This window comes from Pedobacter ginsenosidimutans, assembly GCF_001442625.1.
GTDB classification, from domain to species: domain Bacteria; phylum Bacteroidota; class Bacteroidia; order Sphingobacteriales; family Sphingobacteriaceae; genus Pedobacter; species Pedobacter ginsenosidimutans.
Genome location: NZ_LMZQ01000001.1, coordinates 28,434 through 49,950, shown reverse-complemented (window position 1 = coordinate 49,950; position 21,517 = coordinate 28,434). Strand labels below are relative to the sequence as shown.

Annotated in this window: 19 protein-coding genes; 14 read left to right on the top strand and 5 right to left on the bottom strand. The window is 37.5% G+C overall.

From position 1 onward, the window contains the following. Window positions 1-397: 397 nt before the first annotated feature. From ASU31_RS00215 to ASU31_RS00205, 3 genes are read left to right on the top strand one after another with little or no spacing between them, the layout of a single operon-like run. A complete protein-coding gene (locus ASU31_RS00215; RefSeq protein WP_057930386.1) occupies window positions 398-1,162 on the top strand; it encodes a hypothetical protein in 765 nt (254 codons plus the stop codon). Further along, window positions 1,150-1,728, top strand: coding sequence for a hypothetical protein (locus tag ASU31_RS00210; RefSeq protein ID WP_057930385.1), 579 nt, complete (start codon window positions 1,150-1,152; stop codon window positions 1,726-1,728). The genes ASU31_RS00215 and ASU31_RS00210 overlap by 13 nt, the downstream gene beginning before the upstream one ends. Window positions 1,729-1,734: 6 nt before the next feature. Further along, a complete protein-coding gene (locus tag ASU31_RS00205; protein ID WP_057930384.1) occupies window positions 1,735-2,892 on the top strand; it encodes a hypothetical protein in 1,158 nt (385 codons plus the stop codon). A gap of 448 nt (window positions 2,893-3,340) precedes the next feature. Here the strand turns inward: ASU31_RS00205 and ASU31_RS00200 are convergent, their stop codons facing one another. The 5 genes from ASU31_RS00200 to ASU31_RS00175 form a co-directional block, all read right to left on the bottom strand. Beyond that, a complete protein-coding gene (locus ASU31_RS00200) occupies window positions 3,341-5,227 on the bottom strand; it encodes a transglutaminase domain-containing protein (protein WP_057930383.1) in 1,887 nt (628 codons plus the stop codon). 497 nt (window positions 5,228-5,724) lie between these two features. Next, window positions 5,725-6,771 (bottom strand): hypothetical protein, encoded by a 1,047-nt coding sequence (locus tag ASU31_RS00195; protein WP_057930382.1) that lies wholly within the window; start codon window positions 6,769-6,771, stop codon window positions 5,725-5,727. A 33-nt stretch (window positions 6,772-6,804) separates the two neighbouring features. Continuing rightward, window positions 6,805-8,274 (bottom strand): O-antigen ligase family protein, encoded by a 1,470-nt coding sequence (locus ASU31_RS00190; RefSeq protein ID WP_057930381.1) that lies wholly within the window; start codon window positions 8,272-8,274, stop codon window positions 6,805-6,807. Window positions 8,275-10,418: 2,144 nt separating this feature from the next. Beyond that, window positions 10,419-10,793 carry a response regulator gene (locus ASU31_RS00180; protein WP_083505211.1) on the bottom strand — a complete coding sequence of 125 codons (375 nt, stop codon included), beginning with the start codon at window positions 10,791-10,793 and terminating at the stop codon, window positions 10,419-10,421. Beyond that, window positions 10,768-12,324, bottom strand: a complete 1,557-nt coding sequence (locus ASU31_RS00175; protein ID WP_083505210.1) for a sensor histidine kinase — start codon at window positions 12,322-12,324, stop codon at window positions 10,768-10,770. Before ASU31_RS00175 ends, ASU31_RS00180 begins: the two co-directional genes overlap by 26 nt. Before the next feature lie 1,533 nt (window positions 12,325-13,857). On the opposite strand from ASU31_RS00175, the gene ASU31_RS00170 reads away from it, so the two are divergent. The 11 genes from ASU31_RS00170 to ASU31_RS00120 are packed head-to-tail and all read left to right on the top strand — an operon-like array spanning window position 13,858 to window position 21,513. Continuing rightward, the gene (locus ASU31_RS00170; RefSeq protein ID WP_057930378.1) at window positions 13,858-14,268 is read left to right on the top strand and encodes a plasmid mobilization protein; all 411 of its coding nucleotides are present in this window, start codon (window positions 13,858-13,860) and stop codon (window positions 14,266-14,268) included. A 2-nt stretch (window positions 14,269-14,270) separates the two neighbouring features. Then, entirely contained in the window at window positions 14,271-15,461 is a 1,191-nt protein-coding gene (locus ASU31_RS00165; RefSeq protein ID WP_057930377.1) for a relaxase/mobilization nuclease domain-containing protein, read from the top strand. 12 nt (window positions 15,462-15,473) lie between these two features. Beyond that, a complete protein-coding gene (locus ASU31_RS00160; RefSeq protein WP_057930376.1) occupies window positions 15,474-16,109 on the top strand; it encodes a ParA family protein in 636 nt (211 codons plus the stop codon). Then, on the top strand, window positions 16,106-16,486 hold the full coding sequence (locus ASU31_RS00155) for a hypothetical protein (RefSeq protein WP_057930375.1): 381 nt from the start codon (window positions 16,106-16,108) through the stop codon (window positions 16,484-16,486). The genes ASU31_RS00160 and ASU31_RS00155 overlap by 4 nt, the downstream gene beginning before the upstream one ends. Beyond that, window positions 16,473-16,799, top strand: a complete 327-nt coding sequence (locus ASU31_RS00150) for a hypothetical protein (protein WP_057930374.1) — start codon at window positions 16,473-16,475, stop codon at window positions 16,797-16,799. The genes ASU31_RS00155 and ASU31_RS00150 overlap by 14 nt, the downstream gene beginning before the upstream one ends. A gap of 7 nt (window positions 16,800-16,806) precedes the next feature. Further along, window positions 16,807-17,118: a DUF4134 family protein gene (locus tag ASU31_RS00145; RefSeq protein WP_057930373.1), complete on the top strand. Its 312-nt coding sequence runs from the start codon at window positions 16,807-16,809 to the stop codon at window positions 17,116-17,118. Window positions 17,119-17,150: 32 nt separating this feature from the next. Continuing rightward, a complete protein-coding gene (locus tag ASU31_RS00140; protein WP_057930372.1) occupies window positions 17,151-17,462 on the top strand; it encodes a DUF4134 domain-containing protein in 312 nt (103 codons plus the stop codon). A gap of 11 nt (window positions 17,463-17,473) precedes the next feature. Continuing rightward, a complete protein-coding gene (locus ASU31_RS00135) occupies window positions 17,474-17,764 on the top strand; it encodes a DUF4133 domain-containing protein (protein ID WP_245224444.1) in 291 nt (96 codons plus the stop codon). Continuing rightward, a complete protein-coding gene (locus tag ASU31_RS00130; RefSeq protein WP_057930370.1) occupies window positions 17,745-20,180 on the top strand; it encodes a TraG family conjugative transposon ATPase in 2,436 nt (811 codons plus the stop codon). The genes ASU31_RS00135 and ASU31_RS00130 overlap by 20 nt, the downstream gene beginning before the upstream one ends. 20 nt (window positions 20,181-20,200) lie before the next feature. Then, a complete protein-coding gene (locus ASU31_RS00125) occupies window positions 20,201-20,863 on the top strand; it encodes a hypothetical protein (RefSeq protein WP_057930369.1) in 663 nt (220 codons plus the stop codon). Then, on the top strand, window positions 20,860-21,513 hold the full coding sequence (locus tag ASU31_RS00120) for a hypothetical protein (RefSeq protein ID WP_057930368.1): 654 nt from the start codon (window positions 20,860-20,862) through the stop codon (window positions 21,511-21,513). Before ASU31_RS00125 ends, ASU31_RS00120 begins: the two co-directional genes overlap by 4 nt. Window positions 21,514-21,517: the final 4 nt, after the last annotated feature.

Sequence of the window (21,517 nt, the reverse complement as noted above, 5' to 3'; positions counted from 1 at the left end):
AGCATTATCCATGTCAGTCAATCATCATGATGTCTTACATCAAGCAATTTTAAAAAAGCTTCAAGTAAGGAAAAAATGTATTCTGAAATGAGTGCTAGAAATAGAGAATAGACTTTAAAATTATATAGACATCAAAATATATCAATTACAAAAGTCCTAGAATACAAATTCTTTACGAAGCGGATTAGTTATCTTCTCGGGATACACAAAGCTGATAAAGCCAGGCTTGCTTTTTATCAATCCCTGTTTACTTCTGTCAACTATCTACAATATGAAACTCATGTAGATCTAATGAAGTAAAGTATAGAAATTTTATTATCCATGTGAGTTAGTCGGGTCAAATATTTTAGTATTAACCATTTAACCATTTTTTATGGTGTAAAATATTTTTATCTTAGTGGCTAACAATCTCAAATTAATTAACGTGACGCTACTCCTCCTCTCAATTAATCCAAATGTTTTAATCATTGGATTTACCGCAATTTTAGCATTCATTGCTGTTCCCATCGCAAAGAAAAATAGAGATCAGAGTACCATTCTAAAAAGGTACGATGTTAAAGCCAAGATTAGCTTGGTAGCGATTTTTCTAGTTGGCGCCTTAAGTTTGTGGAATGAGCATGATAATGCGCGGGATAAAGAAAAGCAGGGCCAGGAAAATGAAAATCTGCGTTCGAGCATTAAGAGTTTGAGTAGTGAGAATACCTTTATTATGTTGAATCTAAAGCTACTTGGACTTGATTATCGCAATGGCCAATTTTTTCCAGCTACTGAAGTCGCCAGACAATTGATTGCGGAAATGAACAAAACTAAAGGCTCAGAAGATACCTTTTCGCTTGGTTTTAATTCATCTTTTATCAGAGAATATATTGAGAACCATAGCAAGCATAAATATTCCCTTCATTCACCATTAGTCATAAAAATTGGGTATAGTGGAGAAATCATCAAAGAGAATAATGGACTCTATCAGTATCCGGGGGGCTTTTTGACTGTTGAGATCGATAAATTAAAGCAAAAACAAGTCCTAGATATCGAACTTACTAGAACTTACCAGGCAGGTAGCCAGCTCTCCTCCGTTGAAAAGGATTTACAGGCACAGATTGAAGTGAGCACCAGAAATAGCCCGATGAAAATCGCCAAAGCCATCCTTCAATGCTTAAATTAAAGCCGATAATTCTAGTTGTCTGTTCATTGTATAGTTTTTTTCTCCAGGCGCAAGAAAAAAATACAATTCTAATACATGCCAAAAATGAGCAAATTTTGTTGCCTGTGGTTGAAAAAGTGCTAGATACAATTACTTTCCGTGGTAAAAAAGTGTTTGATTCAACTACCAATCTCAATAAGTTGTTTTCAAGTATCGAAAATGAAAAATCCAGTGCTGCTGCATTTAGCTTTTTGACCAACAAAAACCTTAAGCTTTCCAAAAAAGATATGTTGCTATATGATAGCCTGGCTTCGCAAATAGCCAATTATAAATATTTTCTCAATGTACATATCAATAAGATCAATAACTTACTGGAAATTCAGTTTTATCTTTATAAGACCAGCAATCTCGGGGTAAATGAGATTAGTGCGGCACAAGATATGATTGCAGTAGCAAAGGTGAGCAAACCTGAATACTATACCTCTTTCATCATTGATTTGGTTAAGAATGACTATAATGAGCGCATACATTGGGAAGTCTCGAAGATGCTGCCTGATTTTAATGAGGTTCCCAAGGCTGTGATTTAAAATAATATGGTGGTAAAAAAAGAATATGACCTGGCAGTTGGCGATACATTATCGCTAGGAGCAGATTATTCGAGCGATAAAGAGACTGGAGCAAAATACCTTTATTTTACTTGGTCTAGAAAAAAAGTCAGTAGTTTGGATAAAACCGTAGAAGGGATGAAATCCATTTTTTCTTCCTCTTCAAGAATCGGGTTTGTGGCCCCTGATCCCGGTAGATTTCGATTATATCTTTCAGTATCAGATGGTGCGAATATTTCTTTAGAAGATTCTGTGGATGTGCTGGTCAATTATAAGCCTAGAATAGAGATATCTTCAAGAACCCAGATACAATATACATATCGCTCGGTTTTCCGTGACAGATACCATCAGCCCGCAACATTTTTTGTTAAAGTTGATAATTTTTTCAAGCCTTTTCCAGAACTACATATCAATAGGGATCCAGTTGATTCAATAAAGCAGGAAGAAAAGCTTAAAAAAACTTTTAGTTATCGCATGATTTCATTACTCTTCCCAAGCTTTACAAACTTTCCAAGACTTTCAGGTTTGCATTTTGAACGGGAAGTAAAGGTTATCAAACCATATACAGTAGATACTCTTTCAACTGGTTATTTAATTAAAATAGCTCAGGACAAGGCTTTTGAAGATTTTCAAGCGAGCTATGAGGTGTCTATTTCTCACCACAACCTCAAGAGTGAATCATTAAAAATACAATATCAAAACATTGTTTACAATGCGATCTCTTTATATGCTGCCTATGAAACTTTTGCTTTTGGCCGCTTTCCGGAAAACCGTAATATGCGGGCTGTCTTCACCAAAAAAAGGATAGTCAGATTTGGCTTCGCATATAATTTTAGTCCAGAATTTTCCAGTCTTAGAGGACTCTATGGAACATTTAGCTTTGGAAGCTGGAAATATAATATGGTTGATGGGATTGATGTTGAGTCACCTGTTGAAACTTCACTTTATTTTAAGTTTGCTAATTTTTTTCCAATGATATTTGGTGCATATGGTCGGGTAATCAACATACGCACCAGTGAAATAGAAGTACCAAAGTTGGCAAAAACAACGGATAACTACAAATTAACCGCGGGAGGTTTAATCGGATTTTATCTCCATCCGACGAAAAAACTGCCTTTGGCATTAATGCTCAGTACTGGGGTATAGTTCTCTCCAATTAGGGTTAATGAACCAGAAATTGGATATGGATTTTGGAATGTTGGCCTAAAATACTTTATAAGAGAATAAAGTAACAAACCTGCATACGTAACTATTGGCGTGATAAAATATCCTTCGCCGAAATCTAGATTAACATCCAGCTATATTCTATATTTAATAATCATAAATGCTAGTAAGCCCATTTGTTTTTTTCCTGGTCAGCATGCCTCCTCCAATATAGTGAATTGAATCGAAAGTTGGTTTTTCCTTGATCATAATCGCTTTGACAAAATAGCTTATCATTTGGATGCATTCCAGTTAGATTTGGGAGCCCATTTAGAAAAGGTATAAATACTCCAGATAAGGATAATTGTGCTGTATGCTACCATGTCGATCCTGAGGAGTTGTCCAGCTGACTTCTCTACATCGAGTTCGGAGAGTGTAATTTTAATTTAGCTTACCACCATTCCTGAGAGTTATTCTCATACAGGAAAATTCTTTCCTCATTACCACTGGTATGATTTCTTAGCCACAAAAGTGCGCCAATTGGAACGTTTTTGAATTTCAGCTTACTAACGTTATCGTATACGCCATGCCCGAGTGAAACCCAGTGGTCGTCCCAATAATAAAGTTCATAATTCATGCGTTGATCAATTCCGTTTTCATCATTACGCGGACTAAATCCAATACCCGCAATGTTTTTTGGGCTTCCAAAGTCCAATCCGACCCACTCATGATCATAATCAGCTAAGCCTGGGGTATTGATATACTTGCTTAAGTAACCATCAAATGCCAGTTGCGTATCTCTATCCGACACCTTAGATGAATGTATAGGCATGCCCTTTAAAGCCTCAGTTAAACTAGAATCCCCATAGAAGCAGATTTCAGCAAGTGACCCGCCGGAGCTTTTAGGGAAACAGTAACGAACGTACCTGAAACTTTGCCGGGATATCGGTCGCCTGTTAAGCATCATGTAAAATGGATTTTGAATATTGTATAAAGTTTTTGATCCTGAGAAATCAGCTGTATTGGCACCCTCAAATCTTCCATCCAACATCAGCTTAATCCAATCCAGCTTCTCTTGAGATAATGGGTATTTTCGGGATATGGAAATGGTATCGGTGGTTAGTTTATCAATTTGTACAGCCCTTACAGATTGATCCTTTTGCAGGATCAGGGGCGGGGATACCGGAATAAGTTTATCCCGTAATACCATAGGCAGATAAAGCACACCAAGACCCATATCCTTAAATAAAACGGTCATGCCATCGGCTGAAATGGATGTGCTGACGGGAATCCAATAGTGATTATCAAAGACGCAGAGTTTCACCGTTTCCCCTGCATTTACTGCACCTGGCCGTAGCTCTACTATTAGATTATTAACAGGAATAAATTGCTGTGTAGCATCGGTTCTGAATCGATCTCTGTATTCTGACCATGCGCCCCTGCCCATTTCGTCGGCCAATAGACTGTCATCTTGAATAGCATAGCCCAAAGTATATATTTTGGGAGCCACATAGGGCAGCTGATATTGATTTGGAGGGACCTCGGCCCCCAGAAAAGAGACAAACTTACCATCTTTATTGAGTACACTACTAAAATCATGTCCGAAACTTCGGTTTGCCCATTGCTGAACTACTTCAAGCGTTACAGGAATTCCCATCGCGCGCATTGCGAAATTGGCGATTCCTGCCTGATCTAGACATTTTCCCAGTCCTCCATCTAACAAGCTATTGGGCCCCAATGCTTTTCCGTATCTTCCAAATTCTCTGTTGAAAGGGAACTCACGTCGAAGTGATTCATTGATCAGCTTACAGGCAAGGACAGGATCTGAACTATTACCCATCGCTTCTGCAAGCCAGGAGAATTTCTGCATATAGCGTGGACGCCAGGATTCCAGAGCTTCATCGTAGAAGCGGTATGGAAGGACATACGAACAAAATTCATCAAAGCACAAGTGGCGGCTCCAGGGCATTTCCCAGGCTTTGAAAGCATAGTCAATGTTCTCGATAAGCAACTTCGCTGAAATCACCTTGTTGTCAAATAGATAATCTTCACCTGCATGGCTTGTTGCTGCATTTGCCATAACAGCGTTCCAAAGCTGGTTTATCTGTGCGTCGTTCTCTTGTTGCCAAAAGTCATAACCTGATATCTTCTTTGTCCTGGTTCCGTAACGGATCAGCGAATCTATACCTTGTTGCAAGTACCCTCTGTAACTGAAATGTCCGGTCATATTTGCTATCAAAAAATAAGCAGCTTTAAGTTTTAAACTATCTCTTTGGGATCTGGAATAATGGTCAATAACCTGCTGCAGTTCTGTTTTATTTTCGCCTGCGAAATTCATGGAAATACTAAACTTGTGATAAGTTAGGAATTCAGGTTTCTGCGAAAATGCACAGAAAGTAGATAAGCAAATAATCAAAAATATTAGTGTTTTTGGTTTCATAAAAAGGTTTCTTCGTATCGTGCTATGGTATCTTTAAGATTCATAGTCTGTATATAGAAATTTTGATGATTTGTTACAAGTAGAAAACTATTCAGGGTGTGTTCTTTGCGGGTAAGAAGTTGTAAGCTGAACCCAGCTTCTTCGAATTCTGAGCAATTTTTAGTATATCAATTGCCAAATTATTGTTAACTCTTGAATTAAATAGAAATATTCTGTCTAATTCAAGAGTAGCTTATTCAGGTAATTAATTCTGATCCTTATTTTTTTTATTTATATATTTTAATATTCTTATCATGAAATAAATGATGAAAATTGTTAAAATAATTCCAAAGGTTACCCAAATAGTTAGCGGAAAAGAGCTTACTTCTAAATTCATATATTATATATTAAAGTTATTAAAATTGTTCTAGAGAGGTCATAGTTCCCGTATACTTGTTTACTTTCATTATAAAATTTAGCTTCTGCTTATAGACGGTACCATGACCCTCTATGAAAACATTATAATTTAATTTTCCATATACACGTATGGTTAATTCAGTTGATGATGCTGTACCGTCTACTGTATAATTTGATTTATTATAGCTGAAAAAAGCGGTTATACCCCATTCGTCCGTCGTTACTTCCGAAACACTATAATTTCCAGAATTTTTTGATAACTTAAGATCAATATCTATCCCCATGGTATGCGTATAACCTAACGTAATATGTGCTCTAACCAATGTATCAGCTCCATTTGTATTCGTGCTATACGTAACGGACATTTGCGATGCAGCATCTAAGTAATTGGTTTGAAAATCATCAACAGAATTAGGTGTATATCCATTGTAAGAATTGATTGAGTTATCAAATGTGTAAGAGTCGCCAGATTTCAATATAGCGTTTAGTTTATTAGCAAGATTACTATTGCCGGAACCTGGGTCTGATGGATCACCACCTCCATTTTCATCACCCAGAGACATCACCGTCAGGTTATTTCTCGCAGCGCTTTTTTCCCAGGTTTTAGTAACGTGATAATTGCCTGTAATATTGATAAATCCTTCCTCTATTGGCTTCCCATTAATGCTATAAACACGAACGGTAGTAAAATATTTATCAACCTTATTGTACTCTTTTATAATACCAGTGTATGTGTCTTCAACAATGCTTATGACTGCCTCTCGGCTTGTGTTTCCCTTAGTATACAAGGGGGTCGTAAAAATACGGGTATCTCCAACTTGTTTAATAGTCATTTCATTCCAGTTGGGGATGTTTCTTGACGCAAAGCCAGTATCAGATCCAGTTTTGATGAGCTGGTTGTTATACCATTGGGCGATTTCTGTTGCATCTTTTTCCAGAACAGATTCGGAACTTTGCGGTACATAAAGTTCCTTTTGACATGCGCCAAAAAACAGCGTGGTTGATACTAGCAGGGCCTTTACCCATGATGAATAATTTTTGATCATTTTTTTAAAAGGTTAATTAAGATATTTACAATATTATTTTTTATTTAAAAGAGGTGGCTTATCATTTTGAGATACAAATAAATACTGCCGGGCAGCATTTTTGATCTCAGATATTCTTAAAGAAGGTATTTTGACTGGTTTGTCGATAATTTTTCGGGCAATATTCTGAGCTTTAAAAGTTTGTCCTGTGTTTCTGTAAAAAACAAGCAGGGTATTGAACGGGACAAACCTTTTTGGCTCCATGTAGGCGCATGATAGATAATATCTTTCTGCCTTTCCGTAGTTTTGCATCCTGTTATAGATTATCGCCAGGATTGTTGCCAGTTTTGGATTGCTTAGATAGCGCTGTGCGCTGGTCAATATATTCAAGCTCTTATCATTTACATTCATATCTGCCAGTAAAGCGCCATAGTTAAATAGAAAAGCACCGTTGTTGTCCAACACATGATAAATTTTCTCATACTTTCTTAACGCATCGCCTTCGGCATAAACCATGCTGCTTTGCGCTTTTCTCCAATCATTCAGCGCATTTATTTTTCGCATGGATAGCCCGAACAACAGAATTACAGGAATAAGCATTGATATCTTTTTGATCCTGTTAAAATTAAAAGTGTATAATGACATTTGAAAGGATGCGATCGCTGCAATAGAAAAGTAGAATACACAGTTGATGGCATCACTTTGGAGTGGATATGAAAACATGCCGAAAATCATAATAACGATCAACATAGATATAAAAACTATTAGATGGGGGTATTTTGCCTTAATCCGACTCCAGCTTCGGATACAAAGAATTAGCATCCATAAAAACAAAGCAAGACCGATAATTCCATTTTCGACGGCAACCTTTAAAAGCTCGTTAAATGGATAGTAATTCAACCCGGCAGTTTTTACTTCCTGCAATGTCCCATTACCTGATTGAAAATATGCAGCCTGGTAATTCCCATATTCTGTAAAGAAATTGCCATACCCAATTCCAAAAACAGGGTAATCCATAAACATTCGAAAGCTGATCTTCCAGATCAGGAATCTGCCCGAAACCGACAAAGTATTTCTTTGCCACAAATAATAGAAAAGACCAATAAAAGCGATGATGAAGGCACCCAGAAGTAAAAAGCGGAAGCGCATAAACCATACGTGACATTTAAAATCAAGGCGAGGGGACAACAAAATGCCTGTCCCTAACAGAGCCGCAATGTATGCTGTACGGGAGAGAGAAAATATGAGGGCGGCCAAAACCAGCATAGTTGTAGTAATTAAAAAAATCAAACCTGGTTTTGTCCCTTTGTAAATAGTAATCAGGTGAATGATAATAATCAATCCAACAGCCATAAAGCAACCATATATACCGGGGTTGATAAAGCCTCCCTGGATGCCTGATCTTCCAATATATACTGGTGATAAGGTTAAATATTGTAACAAACCCCAGCAAGCTTGTAAAAGTACTCCTGAAAGAATCCCATAAAGTAAAAATGTGCCCTCACTGCTAAAATATCCGCTCATCCTCATCCAGCTGTAAAATGCAATAAACCCAAGTAGACCATAGATACGGTCTGAGGGTAGAAATGGAGATGCCAAAAGATAGGCACTTGAAATACTGTATATAAAAAAAATAAAGATTACAATATCAATAGCATTTAACTGAACAACGCCCTTGTGAAAATTAATTGCAAATGCAGTAAAGAAGCATACTATTGAGCATAACAAATATTGAGGCAACTCCACCGCCCAGAAGATTTCTCTGAATTTAAAATAGTTAAGCGAGGAAGTGATTATTAGAACGATTGTTAATGAAAGTACCGAATAAAGGCATCTAATATTTAAGCTTACATACTGATGAATTAAGGAACTTGAATTTTTATTGACAGGATGCAATATAATTTTTTTTAAAATTGTTAAACTAATATTTTTCTATTTTAACATAAATCATAATTTTCTTATTATGTCATATCAATACTAAAGACACATAAGAACTTAAAAAGGGGTAATCACCAATCTTTTTTTTTAAATAATTAAAAATATAGGCCGTTTTCACCCATCAACATATTTTCATATCCTTGCATAATATTTATTTCTTTTAAGTGGGAAATGTGTGATTTTGAGTTTTCACATTATGATTGATTTCTAAATGCCTTTGTTTTACAAAGTCAAATAAAATGGATGGGATGGGCCTGAACGCTAGATTAGCGATCCATTAAAGAATTGAATAGATACTTAATTACAGGCAATGATTTTTGAGTACTTATTCAAGGTCTGCAGAATTATAACCTGTAAATATTAATGGAATTCTTTTACAGCTGTTTGGAATGTCAGCTTTTTTATTTGTAGTATATAACCGGATTTTGGATCCATGGTTATAGTTGAACTCTAAATATTTAATTAATCTCATAACAATTGTCGATAGCCTATCTTAGTCAAAGGATTTCGTAATGAAATTACGGCGAAATAATCAATGGCTGTCTGCGCTCCAGTAATGGAAGAAATGATGAAAACTAGCAAATCTTAGAATAAGATGCTATTCTAATCACCCTATTTAATTATTGCATTTTAAGTGTAACAGATAGAATGAGCTTATTTGTTACTGGAAATGTTTCTTAAAATTGTCGAGAATTTATATAAAATGTCAATTTTCTGCTTTTTAATGAATTTTGAACAACTAAAAATTCGTTTTTCAAATACAGGAGTGAAATATTGTCCAGCTTTGGCTGGGAATTTTGCGAAGTTTCCAGATTACCTTGAAATGGTGAATGTGTACGGGCATAACTAAAGCCCTGGTCAGAGAATATTACTTGAGTAATTCCGAATTATTTAGAAATATTTTTTTATACCTTTTTTACTATAAAAATTTAAAAGGACTGTAAGCCGCTTTTTTGATTGATAGTTCGTTAAGCATATTAAGTTCGACTTTCGCATTTGAAACAATAATTATTAAGTTTAGTGACCCTATTGCAACTTTCATAAATGCATTAACTGGTCTTTTTGATGAATTATTAATTACAATCATCTCTTCCCAATTATAGTAAAACCATTTACCCTTATTCCCTATTGTTTAAATTTGTAATTGGATAAGGCTTGGGAATAATTCAATCAATCTTCAATATTCATTTCACAATCGTATAGTCCTTCGGAAGTTATCTCCATCTGACTAAAAAACTGCCACTGGCATCTAATACTGAGTAGTATAGCAAAGTTTTCTACGTTCAGGTTTAACGGATTGGAACTTGGATATGGATTTAGGAATGGCGGCCCAAAATACTTTACAAGAGATTAAATTAACTAATAATCTGCATCATCAATCATTAGCGGGGTTTCTAGTTGAATTCAATTGAAAAACTAAAGCAAATAAAATTTATTAAGCCGACCACATTATTAATTATCCAAAATTGGAAAAATCCAGTGGCAATGAAATTATAAATACTGTGTATAGATAAAATCTGCAGGATATTTATCTATAGCCATTAATTTAAAGATTACCACGCACAAATTAATTACGATATTTCTTCAACTATCAGATACTAATGGTAAACAATAATCTTGTCCGCAAATAGCACATTATCGGTACTTATGATAAAAAAAATCTTTTTTTTTATAGTATTTTTCTTTGTTCATATATGGCCGGAAGAGGTCAGTTCATATCGAATTAATTATTAAATTAATTTCCTTACCTGTGCTATTAGATTATCATAATCGAAGGGTTTCGCAATGAAAGCCGATGCAAAATGGTCATTTGCAATCTGCTCCCCATCCCTGCTGGCAGAAATCATGATTACTGGCAAATGCTTATAAGCAGGTGTTGTTCTAATCATCTGTAAAATCTGATCACCAGAGAGTACTGGCATCCATAGGTCAAGGATTATCAAATCGGGCATTTTTTTTTCAATCAATGACCGAACATTCAGACTGTTTTTTTCAGGAATAATTGTATGCCCAGTCTCCTCTAATATGAGCTCCAGCACATCCAAAATTCCTTCATCATCGTCGCAAATCAATATGTTCTTACTGCTCATCACTACCTTTTCCATTTTTTGGCAACGTAAAACTAAATATTGAGCCTTTTCCTTTTTGACTTTCAACCCAAAGCGTTCCTTTATGATTTTTGATTATCTGATCACAAACATAAAGTCCTATTCCCATACCAGGGAATCGCTGCTGAATTTCAGAACCCCTAAAAAAGCGTTCAAAAACTCTTTTGGTATCTTGTGCACTCATTCCTACACCAAAATCTTTTACAGAAACTTTTACATATTCACTTACATTGGATATATTGACTTCAATAATTTCTGAATCAGGTCCATATTTTATCGCGTTGGACAAAAGATTATTCAATACCTGTATTATATGGGTTTCATCAGCAAGGATACTCGTATTTGTTTTTCCCTTTAAGATTATCTTATGGTTATGTGCAGAAGACTGGATGCCGTCGACAACATCTGATACCATTTTATCGAACTCAAATCTAGCTTCATGGAGCTCAATATTTCCAGTCTGAATCCTTGATACATCAAGTAGTTCAGAGATGAGGTTATTCAGCCTTTCTACATATTGGCTCACCTTTCCGATTGTAGACTTAAACTTTTCTGAAGCTTCACTCGGTAAACTTCTTTCAATAACTTGCATGTAGCCCTTAATAGTAGTCAGAGGGGTTTTAAGTTCATGGCTCGCAATGGAGAGAAAATCATCTTTTCTTCTTTCTATTTCTTTTCTTTCAGTGATATCTTCAATAGCTAGCAAAATCTGATCTTTAAACTGTCCTTCAAGTTCAATTCGATAAGCATTAAGAAGCATAAGCTTTTTTCCTATGTGGGGAAATTCATGTTCAACCTCGAAGTCAACTACGGGATTATTGGTAGGTAATATTTTAACCAGTAGGTTACGAAGTAAGGGAATATCCCACTGATTATTTCCAAGCGCATAAAGCTGCTTTCCAACGGTTTCTTCAACAGTTACTTTGAAGGTTTTCAAGAAGTGATAATTGGCACTCAGCACCGTAAAGTTTGGATCTAAAACCAACAATCCTTCTCTTACTGTCTCGATGATACTTGTCAAAAATGCTTCACTATCCCTTAATGCAAGCGTTCTTTCTTCGACCATTTTTTCCATATTTGCCTTTTGTTGACGCAAATCATGTTCAACCTTTTTTCGATAGGTAACGTCATTCTGTACTCCAATAAAGTGTGTTACTTTACCATCACCATCTTTGACAGGTGACATATATAGTTCATTCCAGAAAAGGTCACCATTTTTTTTATAGTTACGGATCTCTACAGTACAACCCAATCCTTCGTTCACAGCTTTGGCAAGGATCTCGCGCTCTTTCTGACTTCTGTCATCCGCCTGTAGAAACCTGCAATTATGACCAATGATTTCATTTCTACTATAGCCACTCATGCTTTCAAATGCACCGTTACAATATACTATAGGATTATCAGGTTGACTATTATCCGTTATAATAATTCCTGAAATGGATGCGTCAAGTGCTTTAGTCAGCAGCTCAAAACTTTCATTCTTAGTAGCTCCGGAAAATAAAAATTTTCCTCTCTCAAATGTATTCAAAATAGTAGTTTAATATTTGTCTAGTTTGGCTTATAACTTTCAATATGAAAAGATATTATATAACCATTAAAATTTAATTTAGTTTTCAATTAACATAAGTAACCTTTAAATGTTAAATGGATATAATGTAATCGTAAAAATTCTCTAAATTTACAATGGAAATTAATCGAATGTCTGCTATTGTTTATCATTCTCTAAAAGATATCTCGATTTCGTTCATGTTGCGTTCTTATGCCAAATTTTCTGTACTTAAATTCAATACATTGTCCCTTTCTAAATCATCCTAAATCCTTCGTAAAAGTTATTTTAGTTTTCGGTAAAATGTTCTTTAGGCTATTACTGTAAATTAAATGGTAGCATAGGGCTATATTAATAAAAGACACCAGTTTCCTCTCCATCGAGATTGTTAAATGACTGCTGTATAAATTTCTTCTATCAAAAAAGAGTAACTAGATCAGTATCTATATGCACCTGTAGTCTATGCCGAGATTAATTATTTAAAAAATGATTCTCGTTGAATCTTTTCATGATTAAGAGCTCAAGTCTACGGAAATCGTTTTATTTCGCCATAGAGAGACTTTTTAAGCCATATTATTAGTATGATTTAAAATCGTTAGCACTTTGGTTAAAGTGTCAATTTTCTGCTTTTTTCCTGATGAATTTTGATCAACAAAAAATTGGTCTTTGACATACGGGAATGAAACATTATCCAGCCTCGGCTGGAAATTTTGCGAAGCTTTGAGATGACGTCAAAAAGGTGAAAGCGCATAGGCAGGCCTAAAGCCCGGATCGGAGGATCTGACGTGAGTAATTCCGAATTATTTATAAATATTTTCTTAGTTCTTTTTTACTATAGAAAATTCTACAGGGGCGGTAAGCCCCTTTTTTGTTTCTTATTATTGTGAATTTAGAATAATGCCTGATTTTGCTATATATGAGTATAGATATATAATTATTTATGCTATATCTAAATATTAACCTATTCAAATATGCAATGCGATACTAATTCACATTTCTACATGTTTTTATAGACAAATATTTCTATTTACCGATATACATATATTGGAATATAAACGTAGATGAATATTCCGATAGACCGATATGTACATAGGATCATAGCTGAATATCAAAAAATATGCATAGATGGATATTTCGATTCAGCAGTTGAGGATCGACCTTTGAATTCGAGCCAATAATTATTTTTATAAGTGACGGTATTGCATTTTGCATAAATGCATTAATTTATTTTTTGATGCTGTTAAATTATAATCATCATTTTTCCGATTACTATACAACCGTGTACCCTACATATTTCCTATTATTTAAATTTGTAATTAGATATGGTTTTGGGAACAAGTTAATCAATCTTAAATATTCATTTCGTTATAGTATAGTCTTTGGTTTTTTATCCTGCAAGTTGTGTTTTTGTTGCACAAAAACCCTTTAACTTGCCCGCCTTTTTTGCCGGTAATCGGCAGCGGGGTGAAAAAATTCGCAACTCGTTTTTCTCTTGGAGGATCAAATTAATATTTTATGGGCACTAAGCAGAAGAATGGAAGGCCGTTGAAGCTTAAGGGCAAAAGAACAAAACATATCAAGGCCAGAGTAACAGAGGATGAATATAGCTTAGCCACAAATCAGTGGAAATCCCTTTCGATGAAGGAAAGCGATTACGTGCGTTTGATGGTTTTGAAGCCTCATTCTATAAGTCTTAAAGTCAATGCGCATGAGGTGATACGGCTACTCGACCATTTGGGTGGTGAATTAGGCCACTCCGGAAACAACATCAATCAACTTGCACGACATGCAAATTTTTTCAATAAGCGAGGAATGCTTAATGCTGAAATAGTAGTGAAGTTTAATGACCTGTTTTCAGAATACATATCCATTTTGCGAGAAATAGAGAAACAAATGAGGCTACTCTTGCGGGAGTTAAAAAGTTAGCCATGATCGTCAAGATATTGCGCAAATCTAAAACATTCAGAGCTGTTAGGTACAATACTAATAAAGTTGAAAAGGATAAAGGCGAGCTTTTAAAAGTTTCAGGCTTTGAAGCGTTATCCGGTTTTTCTGAATTAAAACCTCAGGATTATATCAACTATCTATCCTCAGTTGCAGCATTAAATAAAAGGGTTGTTTATCCACAGTTCCACGCAATGATTTCCTCAAAGGGAAGAGCAGCGGATAAGGAAAGCCTAGTGCTTTTGGCAGATAAATGGTTATCGGGAATTGGCTACGGAAGTCAGCCGTATATGCTTATATTTCATAAGGATACGGATAACAATCATATCCACATCGTATCTTCCAGAGTTGATAGGGAGGGGAATAAAATATCTGATGCCTTTGAAAAGATTCGTGCATACCGTGTGCTTAACCGTTTAATCGGCCAGGATGAAAAAAAAGTGGCAAGTGAAGCGGTCATGAGAGCACTGAAATATAAATTTTCCACAGTAGCACAGTATTTACTGATTTTAGAGGCAAGAGGATATTCTGTCAAACGGGTTGGCGATACTTATAACGTTTCAAAATTTGGTGAGCTGGTTGCGCAGGTAGAGCTTTCTAAGATCCAGAACAGTTTAGCCGAAATGGGGTTTTCTGAACAGCGGAAACTTCAGTTGAGAAAGATTTTTGAAAAATACAGTTCATTGGTAGATGCTAAACTTTTACCCATTTTTGAAAAACATTCTGCTTGTGCAAATGGAAAAATATTAAAATATTTCTCTGGCTTAAGCGAAAGACTTTCTGCTGACTTCGGGCTGGAATTTGTTTTTCATTTCAAAGATGACAAAATTCCTTACGGATACACCGTTCTTGACCATGTTCAGAAAAATGTTTTCAAAGGCGGCGATATCATGTCGCTTGGCAAATTTTCAGCGTTTGCAACTGTAGAAACTCGTCAATCAAATGAAGCCTTCCAATCTGGTATTTTATCCCCACCTGTGCATTTTCCCCAGGAAGATATGCTGCTTGAAGCCTCAACACTAACATTTACTGATGATTTGTATTGCGAATTTGAAAACGGAAATCATATTGGCGATTTCTCATTCGGATTTGATATCGCGGATGATATCGATGATGAGCAAATTAATGGTCGAAACCGCAGAAAACAAAGAAAGGCAAGGACAAACACACGATAAAACTTATTTGATATGGTTATACTACTAGGCAACCAAAAAGGAGGCGCTGGCAAAAGCACGCTTTGCCTACTTCTCGCATATTACCTTTCTTCAATACAAAAAGCAAAGGTTACCGTACTGGACATGGATTATCAGGCCTCAGTTTCAGGTAAGTTCGAGAAGGCAAAGATTCTGGAGAATGAACCTATTTACGAAGTTATAGCATCGGACCTTAAATACTATCCTGCTTTACTCGAACTGCTGACGCAAAATACCCAAGAGTTCGTGCTTATTGACTTACCAGGTAAAATGGATGATGATTTGTTGATTCCCGTGATAAGCTCTGCAGAACTTATAATTTGTCCATTTAATTATGATGAATTTTCTGTCGATAGCACCGTTCTTTTTTCTCTGGTCTGCAAGGAGATTAATAAGTTCTCGCCAATTGTGTATGTACCCAACCGGATCAAATCCACAGTCAAATATGAAACCAAGGAAGAGGTGGATCGGGTATTGACCAGGTTTGGAATGGTCTCCCCGAATATCTCGGATAGGATTGATTTTCAACGGGTAGGAACAGTCCATATTCCAGCTGCACTCATTCCAGTTTTTATGCCTGCCCTTGATTTTATTTTCAATGCCCATATGCGCAAAGGAGCTTCACCATGAGCCAGATCAAATCACTTGCACAGCAGCTTAAACACAAATTAGAGGAGCAAAAAGGTGTGCCCATAATTGATGATGCTGAAAAAACGCCAGTTCAAAAAGAAAGGCAGCAGCCCGAAGATAAAGAATCAGCCAGGGAGGCAAAAAAGATTGCAGCATTTCTTTCAGCACTTCGGGAATTCAATATGGATGGGCAGGAAAAAATTCTGATCCGTCTTGATAAGCGTACAATTGCGCAATTAAAGCAGCTAAAAGTCGCAACCAATATTGAAATGATTAGGGTAATTGCCTTTGCCCTGCAAAATTTCCTCAAGTCCAATCCCTGGTTAAACGACTACATTTCTGAAAAACTAAAACAAATGTCACATGAGCTGGATTAACTTTTTAACGGTAATCTTTATCGTTTACCTGGTCTACTATTGCCTGAATCTATTCTATGATTTATTCCTTTCACCGCGTGTTCCTCTTGGAGAAATCTGCGAGGACGAACTGTTTTTCACCGAAACCTATACTCCTGAACTTATTACTGCCAAAAAGATGGTAGAGCCGGTTTTTGAGGATCCAGAAAGAGAAAAACCCATAGTCTATTTTCCAAGCGGACCGATAAATGCCAGTGGAGGCATTAGCTTAAAACATCTTTTCTCCCTTGCCAAGGATAACCTTATTGAACATACACGCACAATACCGTATTAATCTTGCAATGAAGATTTTTATAAGGTGTGTGAAGGTGGCAACAATTGCCCTTTGTATGCTCGCCGCCATTTCTGCGGCTGCCCAGCCTGGTATTTCTGAATTCTATTCAGCCTCGTCCGAGGTTTACAGGTGGTATTTTTCGCTTTCCGATCTGGTTTTAGTGATTGGCGCTATTTCAGGAATCCTCGGCGGACTGAGGATTTACACAAACTGGCAGATGGGTAAACATCACATTGATGCCCAAGTGATGGGCTGGTTCTTTTCCTGCCTCTTTTTGTCTGTTATGGGCGTTTTTCTTCGGGGGCTATTCGGGCTGTAATTACAAAATTTAACTTCTTAAATATTATTTTTATGACAATAAAAAGCAAAAAACTTTTACTGGTGGCTATGCTGTCGAGCATCGTCAAAGCTGGTTTCGCACAGACTGGTGGCGGGACTACTGGCATCAACGCGGCGACATCTTCGCTAACCGCCTATGTAGACCCGGTTTCTACGCTCACCTTAGCAATTGGTGCCGTAGTTGGTATCATCGGCGGTGTCCGCGTTTATATCAAATGGAATTCCGGTGATCAGGATATCAACAAGGAAATTATGGGATGGGGCGGCTCCTGCCTATTTCTGGTGCTGGTATCTGTTGTTATCAAGGCATTCTTTGGCGTATAAAAATTATGCGCATGTATCCAATTTACAAAGGGCTTCAAAAGCCCCTTGTTTATCGAGGCTTCAAGGGTAAATTCATTGCTTATGGCATTTGCTCACTTGGTTTGGGATTGGTGCTTGGGGGCTTCAGTGGGGCATTGATCAATATGTACTTCGGAGGAATTATAACCATTGTCTCTATTGCCTTGGGCTTATTCTACACTTTCACTAAACAGAAATCCGGGCTGCACGAAAAGACCAGATCTAGAAAAATACACATTCACCCAATTTATTTAAGAAGAGGCTATGGGAAAATTGGAATTTAAATTGCCTTATGCCGGGATTGAAGAAACCAGCGGGCTAAATATTCTATATGGCCAGGCTGGTGATTTTTCAGTCATTCTTTCCATGGAAAACCCAGTGCTGATCTATTCTGCCGACCCGGCCGCTTATCAAAGCTTTCATCTTTTACTGCTGAACGTGATCAAGATTTTGGGAGAGGGCTACCTCATCCAAAAACAGGATGTTTTTGCCAAAAAGAAATTTGCCAGCAAAGCTAAAATTGATCCCTTGCAGCAAAAGTACGATCAACACTTTTTAGGAAGGGACTATATTGAACATTCCACCTATCTGGTTATAACGCGTCAGGTTAAGCGCAACGCACTTTACGTTTATGATAAAAAGGCTTTAGTAGATTTTATCTCCCATATTAACAAGGTCAGTGAACTTCTTAAAGGAGCATCATTATCTCCGGCTTTATTGGACCGCTCTTCAATTGAGCGCTACGTATCTCGAATAATGGGCATGGATTTCTCCTCTGAGCATTTTTCGCTAAATAATTTCAGACCAGGTGATAATGAGATTGGCATTGGTGCAAATTCGGTCAGGTGCATGAGCCTGGTCAACATCGATTCAATCGATATGCCAGAATCCATTGGCCCTTTTTTATTGGCAAATGATGGAAAAGGACTTGAAGACTTTCCCCTGGATAATCTCTCCTTTCTTTCTTCTGTCCCAGCGGTAGAGACCTTGATCTATAACCAGCTTTTGGAAATTCCGTCCCAAGGGGTTACCTTAAATAAGCTCAGGCTCAAGCGCAAAAGGCATTCGGGTGTTCCCGATCCTGCAAACCGGATGTGCGTAGAGGATATTGACAAGCTTCTTATCGATGTGTCAAGAGAAAACCAGCTCCTGGCAAACGTGCATTATTCAATAATTGTCTGTTCACCAGCGGCAAAACTTGACACCAGCTGCAATTATATCGAAGCAAATCTTTTTAAACAGGGTATTATCCCATCAAAAAATGCATATAACCAAATGGAGCTCTTTAGGTGCGCCTTGCCGGGAAATGGAGCCGAGCTTAAAAAGTATGACTGGTTTTTGACCACTGCCGATGCAGCACTTTGCCTGTTCTACAAAGAAAAGCTGATGAGGGACGAACCTTCGGAATTTTTGATCCGGTTCACTGACCGTAGGGGAATCCCTATCGGAATTGATCCTGCAGACCTGCCAATGGATAACGGAAGAATCACTAACCGGTCCAAATTTGTACTAGGTAGCTCGGGAACAGGGAAATCCTTTTTTATGAATTCCCTGCTTGAACAATACATGCTTTATAATTACGATGTGGTAATCGTAGACGTCGGGCATTCTTATTCCGGCCTTTGCAGCTATTTCGGCGGTAAATATTATACCTATACCGAACAGAAGCCAATTACCATGAATCCTTTCATGATTTCGGAAAAAGAATACAACAGGGAGAAAAAGGATTTTTTAAAAACGCTCATCGGATTACTTTTCAAGGGCGCAGATGGTGCCGTCTCGCAGATTGAGGATACCGTTTTTTCAAATGTGATTTCAGCTTATTATGCTGACTCCTTTTCAGGTAACCAGAATGCCGGTCTATCATTAAGCTTCGACTCTTTCTATCATTATTCCGTAGAAAAGATTGCCCAGATTAAGGAAAATGAAAAGGTTTCCTTTGACCTGGATGAGTATCGGTATGTGCTTCGTAAGTTCTGTGTTGGTGGTGAATATGGAAGATTGCTCAATGAAAGTACCAATGCTTCCAATTTCAACGAACGTTTTATTGTATACGAAATCGATTCAATTAAGGAGAATAAGCTGCTCTTTCCAATCGTTACCTTGGTGATAATGGATCTGGTTCTGCAGAAAATGAGACACCGGACAGGGCAAAGAAAAGCGCTCATTTTGGAGGAGGCTTGGAAGGCGATCGCCTCTCCACTAATGGCAAACTACATTTTATACCTATATAAGACCATGAGGAAATTCTGGGGCGAACCGATAGTGGTAACCCAGGAACTTGGGGATATTTTAGGAAATGCGGTCATCAAGGATTCCATTCTCGCCAGTTCAGATACGATCTGTCTGCTCGATCAATCCAAGTTTCGCGGCAACTATGAACAGGTGGCAAAATTACTTTCACTGAATGAAGTTGAGCAGCGAAAGATATTCACCCTGAATGCACTTGATAATAAGTCCGGGAGAGGGAAATTCAAAGAGGTCTATATCAAGCGCGGCAGTATTGGTGAAGTATATGGCGTAGAGGTTTCAATGTTTCAATACCTTATTTTTACTACTGAAAAGCCAGAAAAAACAGCCGTAGAATCCTATGTTGCCACATTCGGTTCATACCCTGCCGGATTAGAAGCATTCGTTTCAGACCTCAAATCCAGCGGCCTTCGCCTTGGCGATTTTGTAAGGCAGGTAAATGCCGAATAATTCACGATAAACCATTTTCTATGTTTAAAATAATCATCTATTTTTTGCTTGGCCTGTCCATCCAATTTGCTTCTGCGCAGATTTATGTCGACCCGACCACAGCCGCTGCCACAGCCGCGCATGCCGGAGTAATGAACAGTGGCCTTTCTAAAACCAGTGATAACCTCACCCTTGTTCAAAGGGCCCAGCTTGCGGTCACAGGACAACTCGGAATCGTTAATGATCTGCAATCTACCATTTACAAAGGACTCTCAGAAGTTTCTGGAGTGATGCGTTCGCTGCTTTCAGTAAAGGATATCTACGAGATCTCCCAGGATATCATCATTGACGTAAACAAGGCGGTAAATATTTCCTCTTCGGATCCTGTTTTACTGCTCTTTGCTGAAGGCGGCGCCAGGGAATTCAAAAGCAGATCCATAAATCTCGCTGCAGAGGTCAGCGCCTTTGTTTTAAAGGACGGGCGGGATGCATTGATGGATTCAGGGGAACGGGCAAAGCTGCTCAATAAAATTGTAGTAGAGCTTACCATTCTTAGGGGGATAGCTTACGGGATGTACAGAACAATGTACTGGGCGAAGCAGCGCGGAATCCTGAACTCTTTGAATCCATATGCCGGGTATATTAATATCGATAAACGAATAGCGGACGATATCCTTAGGAACTCCAAATCCTTGAGACAATGAAAAAAGGACTTCTTTTTGTAATACTAAGTTGGTTTTTCCATAGTCATGCCCAGCTGAATGTCGAGCTTTTACATCAGCTGGTGGGAGAGAGCAAGACTGAACATGATAAACAGACAGATGCCAGAGATAGGCAGGTCGCTTCTTCTGCGAATGAGGAAACTAATAAAACCTTGATGGTAAGGTTAAAGAATAAGTACAGGGAAATTCACTCCCGTTTTAAAACTGTTAGTCTGGCCATCAACGCAGCGCAAATTGGTATCTATGCTTATCCGCTCCTAAACGATATTGCAATAAGCCAGGGAAAAATCTATGACATGTGCAGGGATGATGCGTTGCTCCTGATTCTGGCCATTCACTCCGAAGCCGATATGGGTGATCGGGCCTATTCATTGCTTAATTTTTTATACGCGCTTAGCCTTTCCTTTGAAGATATCAACCAGATGAAGCCCAGTGATCGCAAGCTGCTTTTTTCCCATGTAGTCACTGAATTGAGAAGTATTGCCGGAGTATCGCGGGGTTTGGCTACAACGCTACAATATTCTTCGAGGAAGAAAATACTCGATGGACTAAACCCTTTTTCAGGGTTCATCAACACTGATAAAAAATTGGTGAACGGTATTCTTAACAAATCTCAGCAACTTAAAAACTGATCTT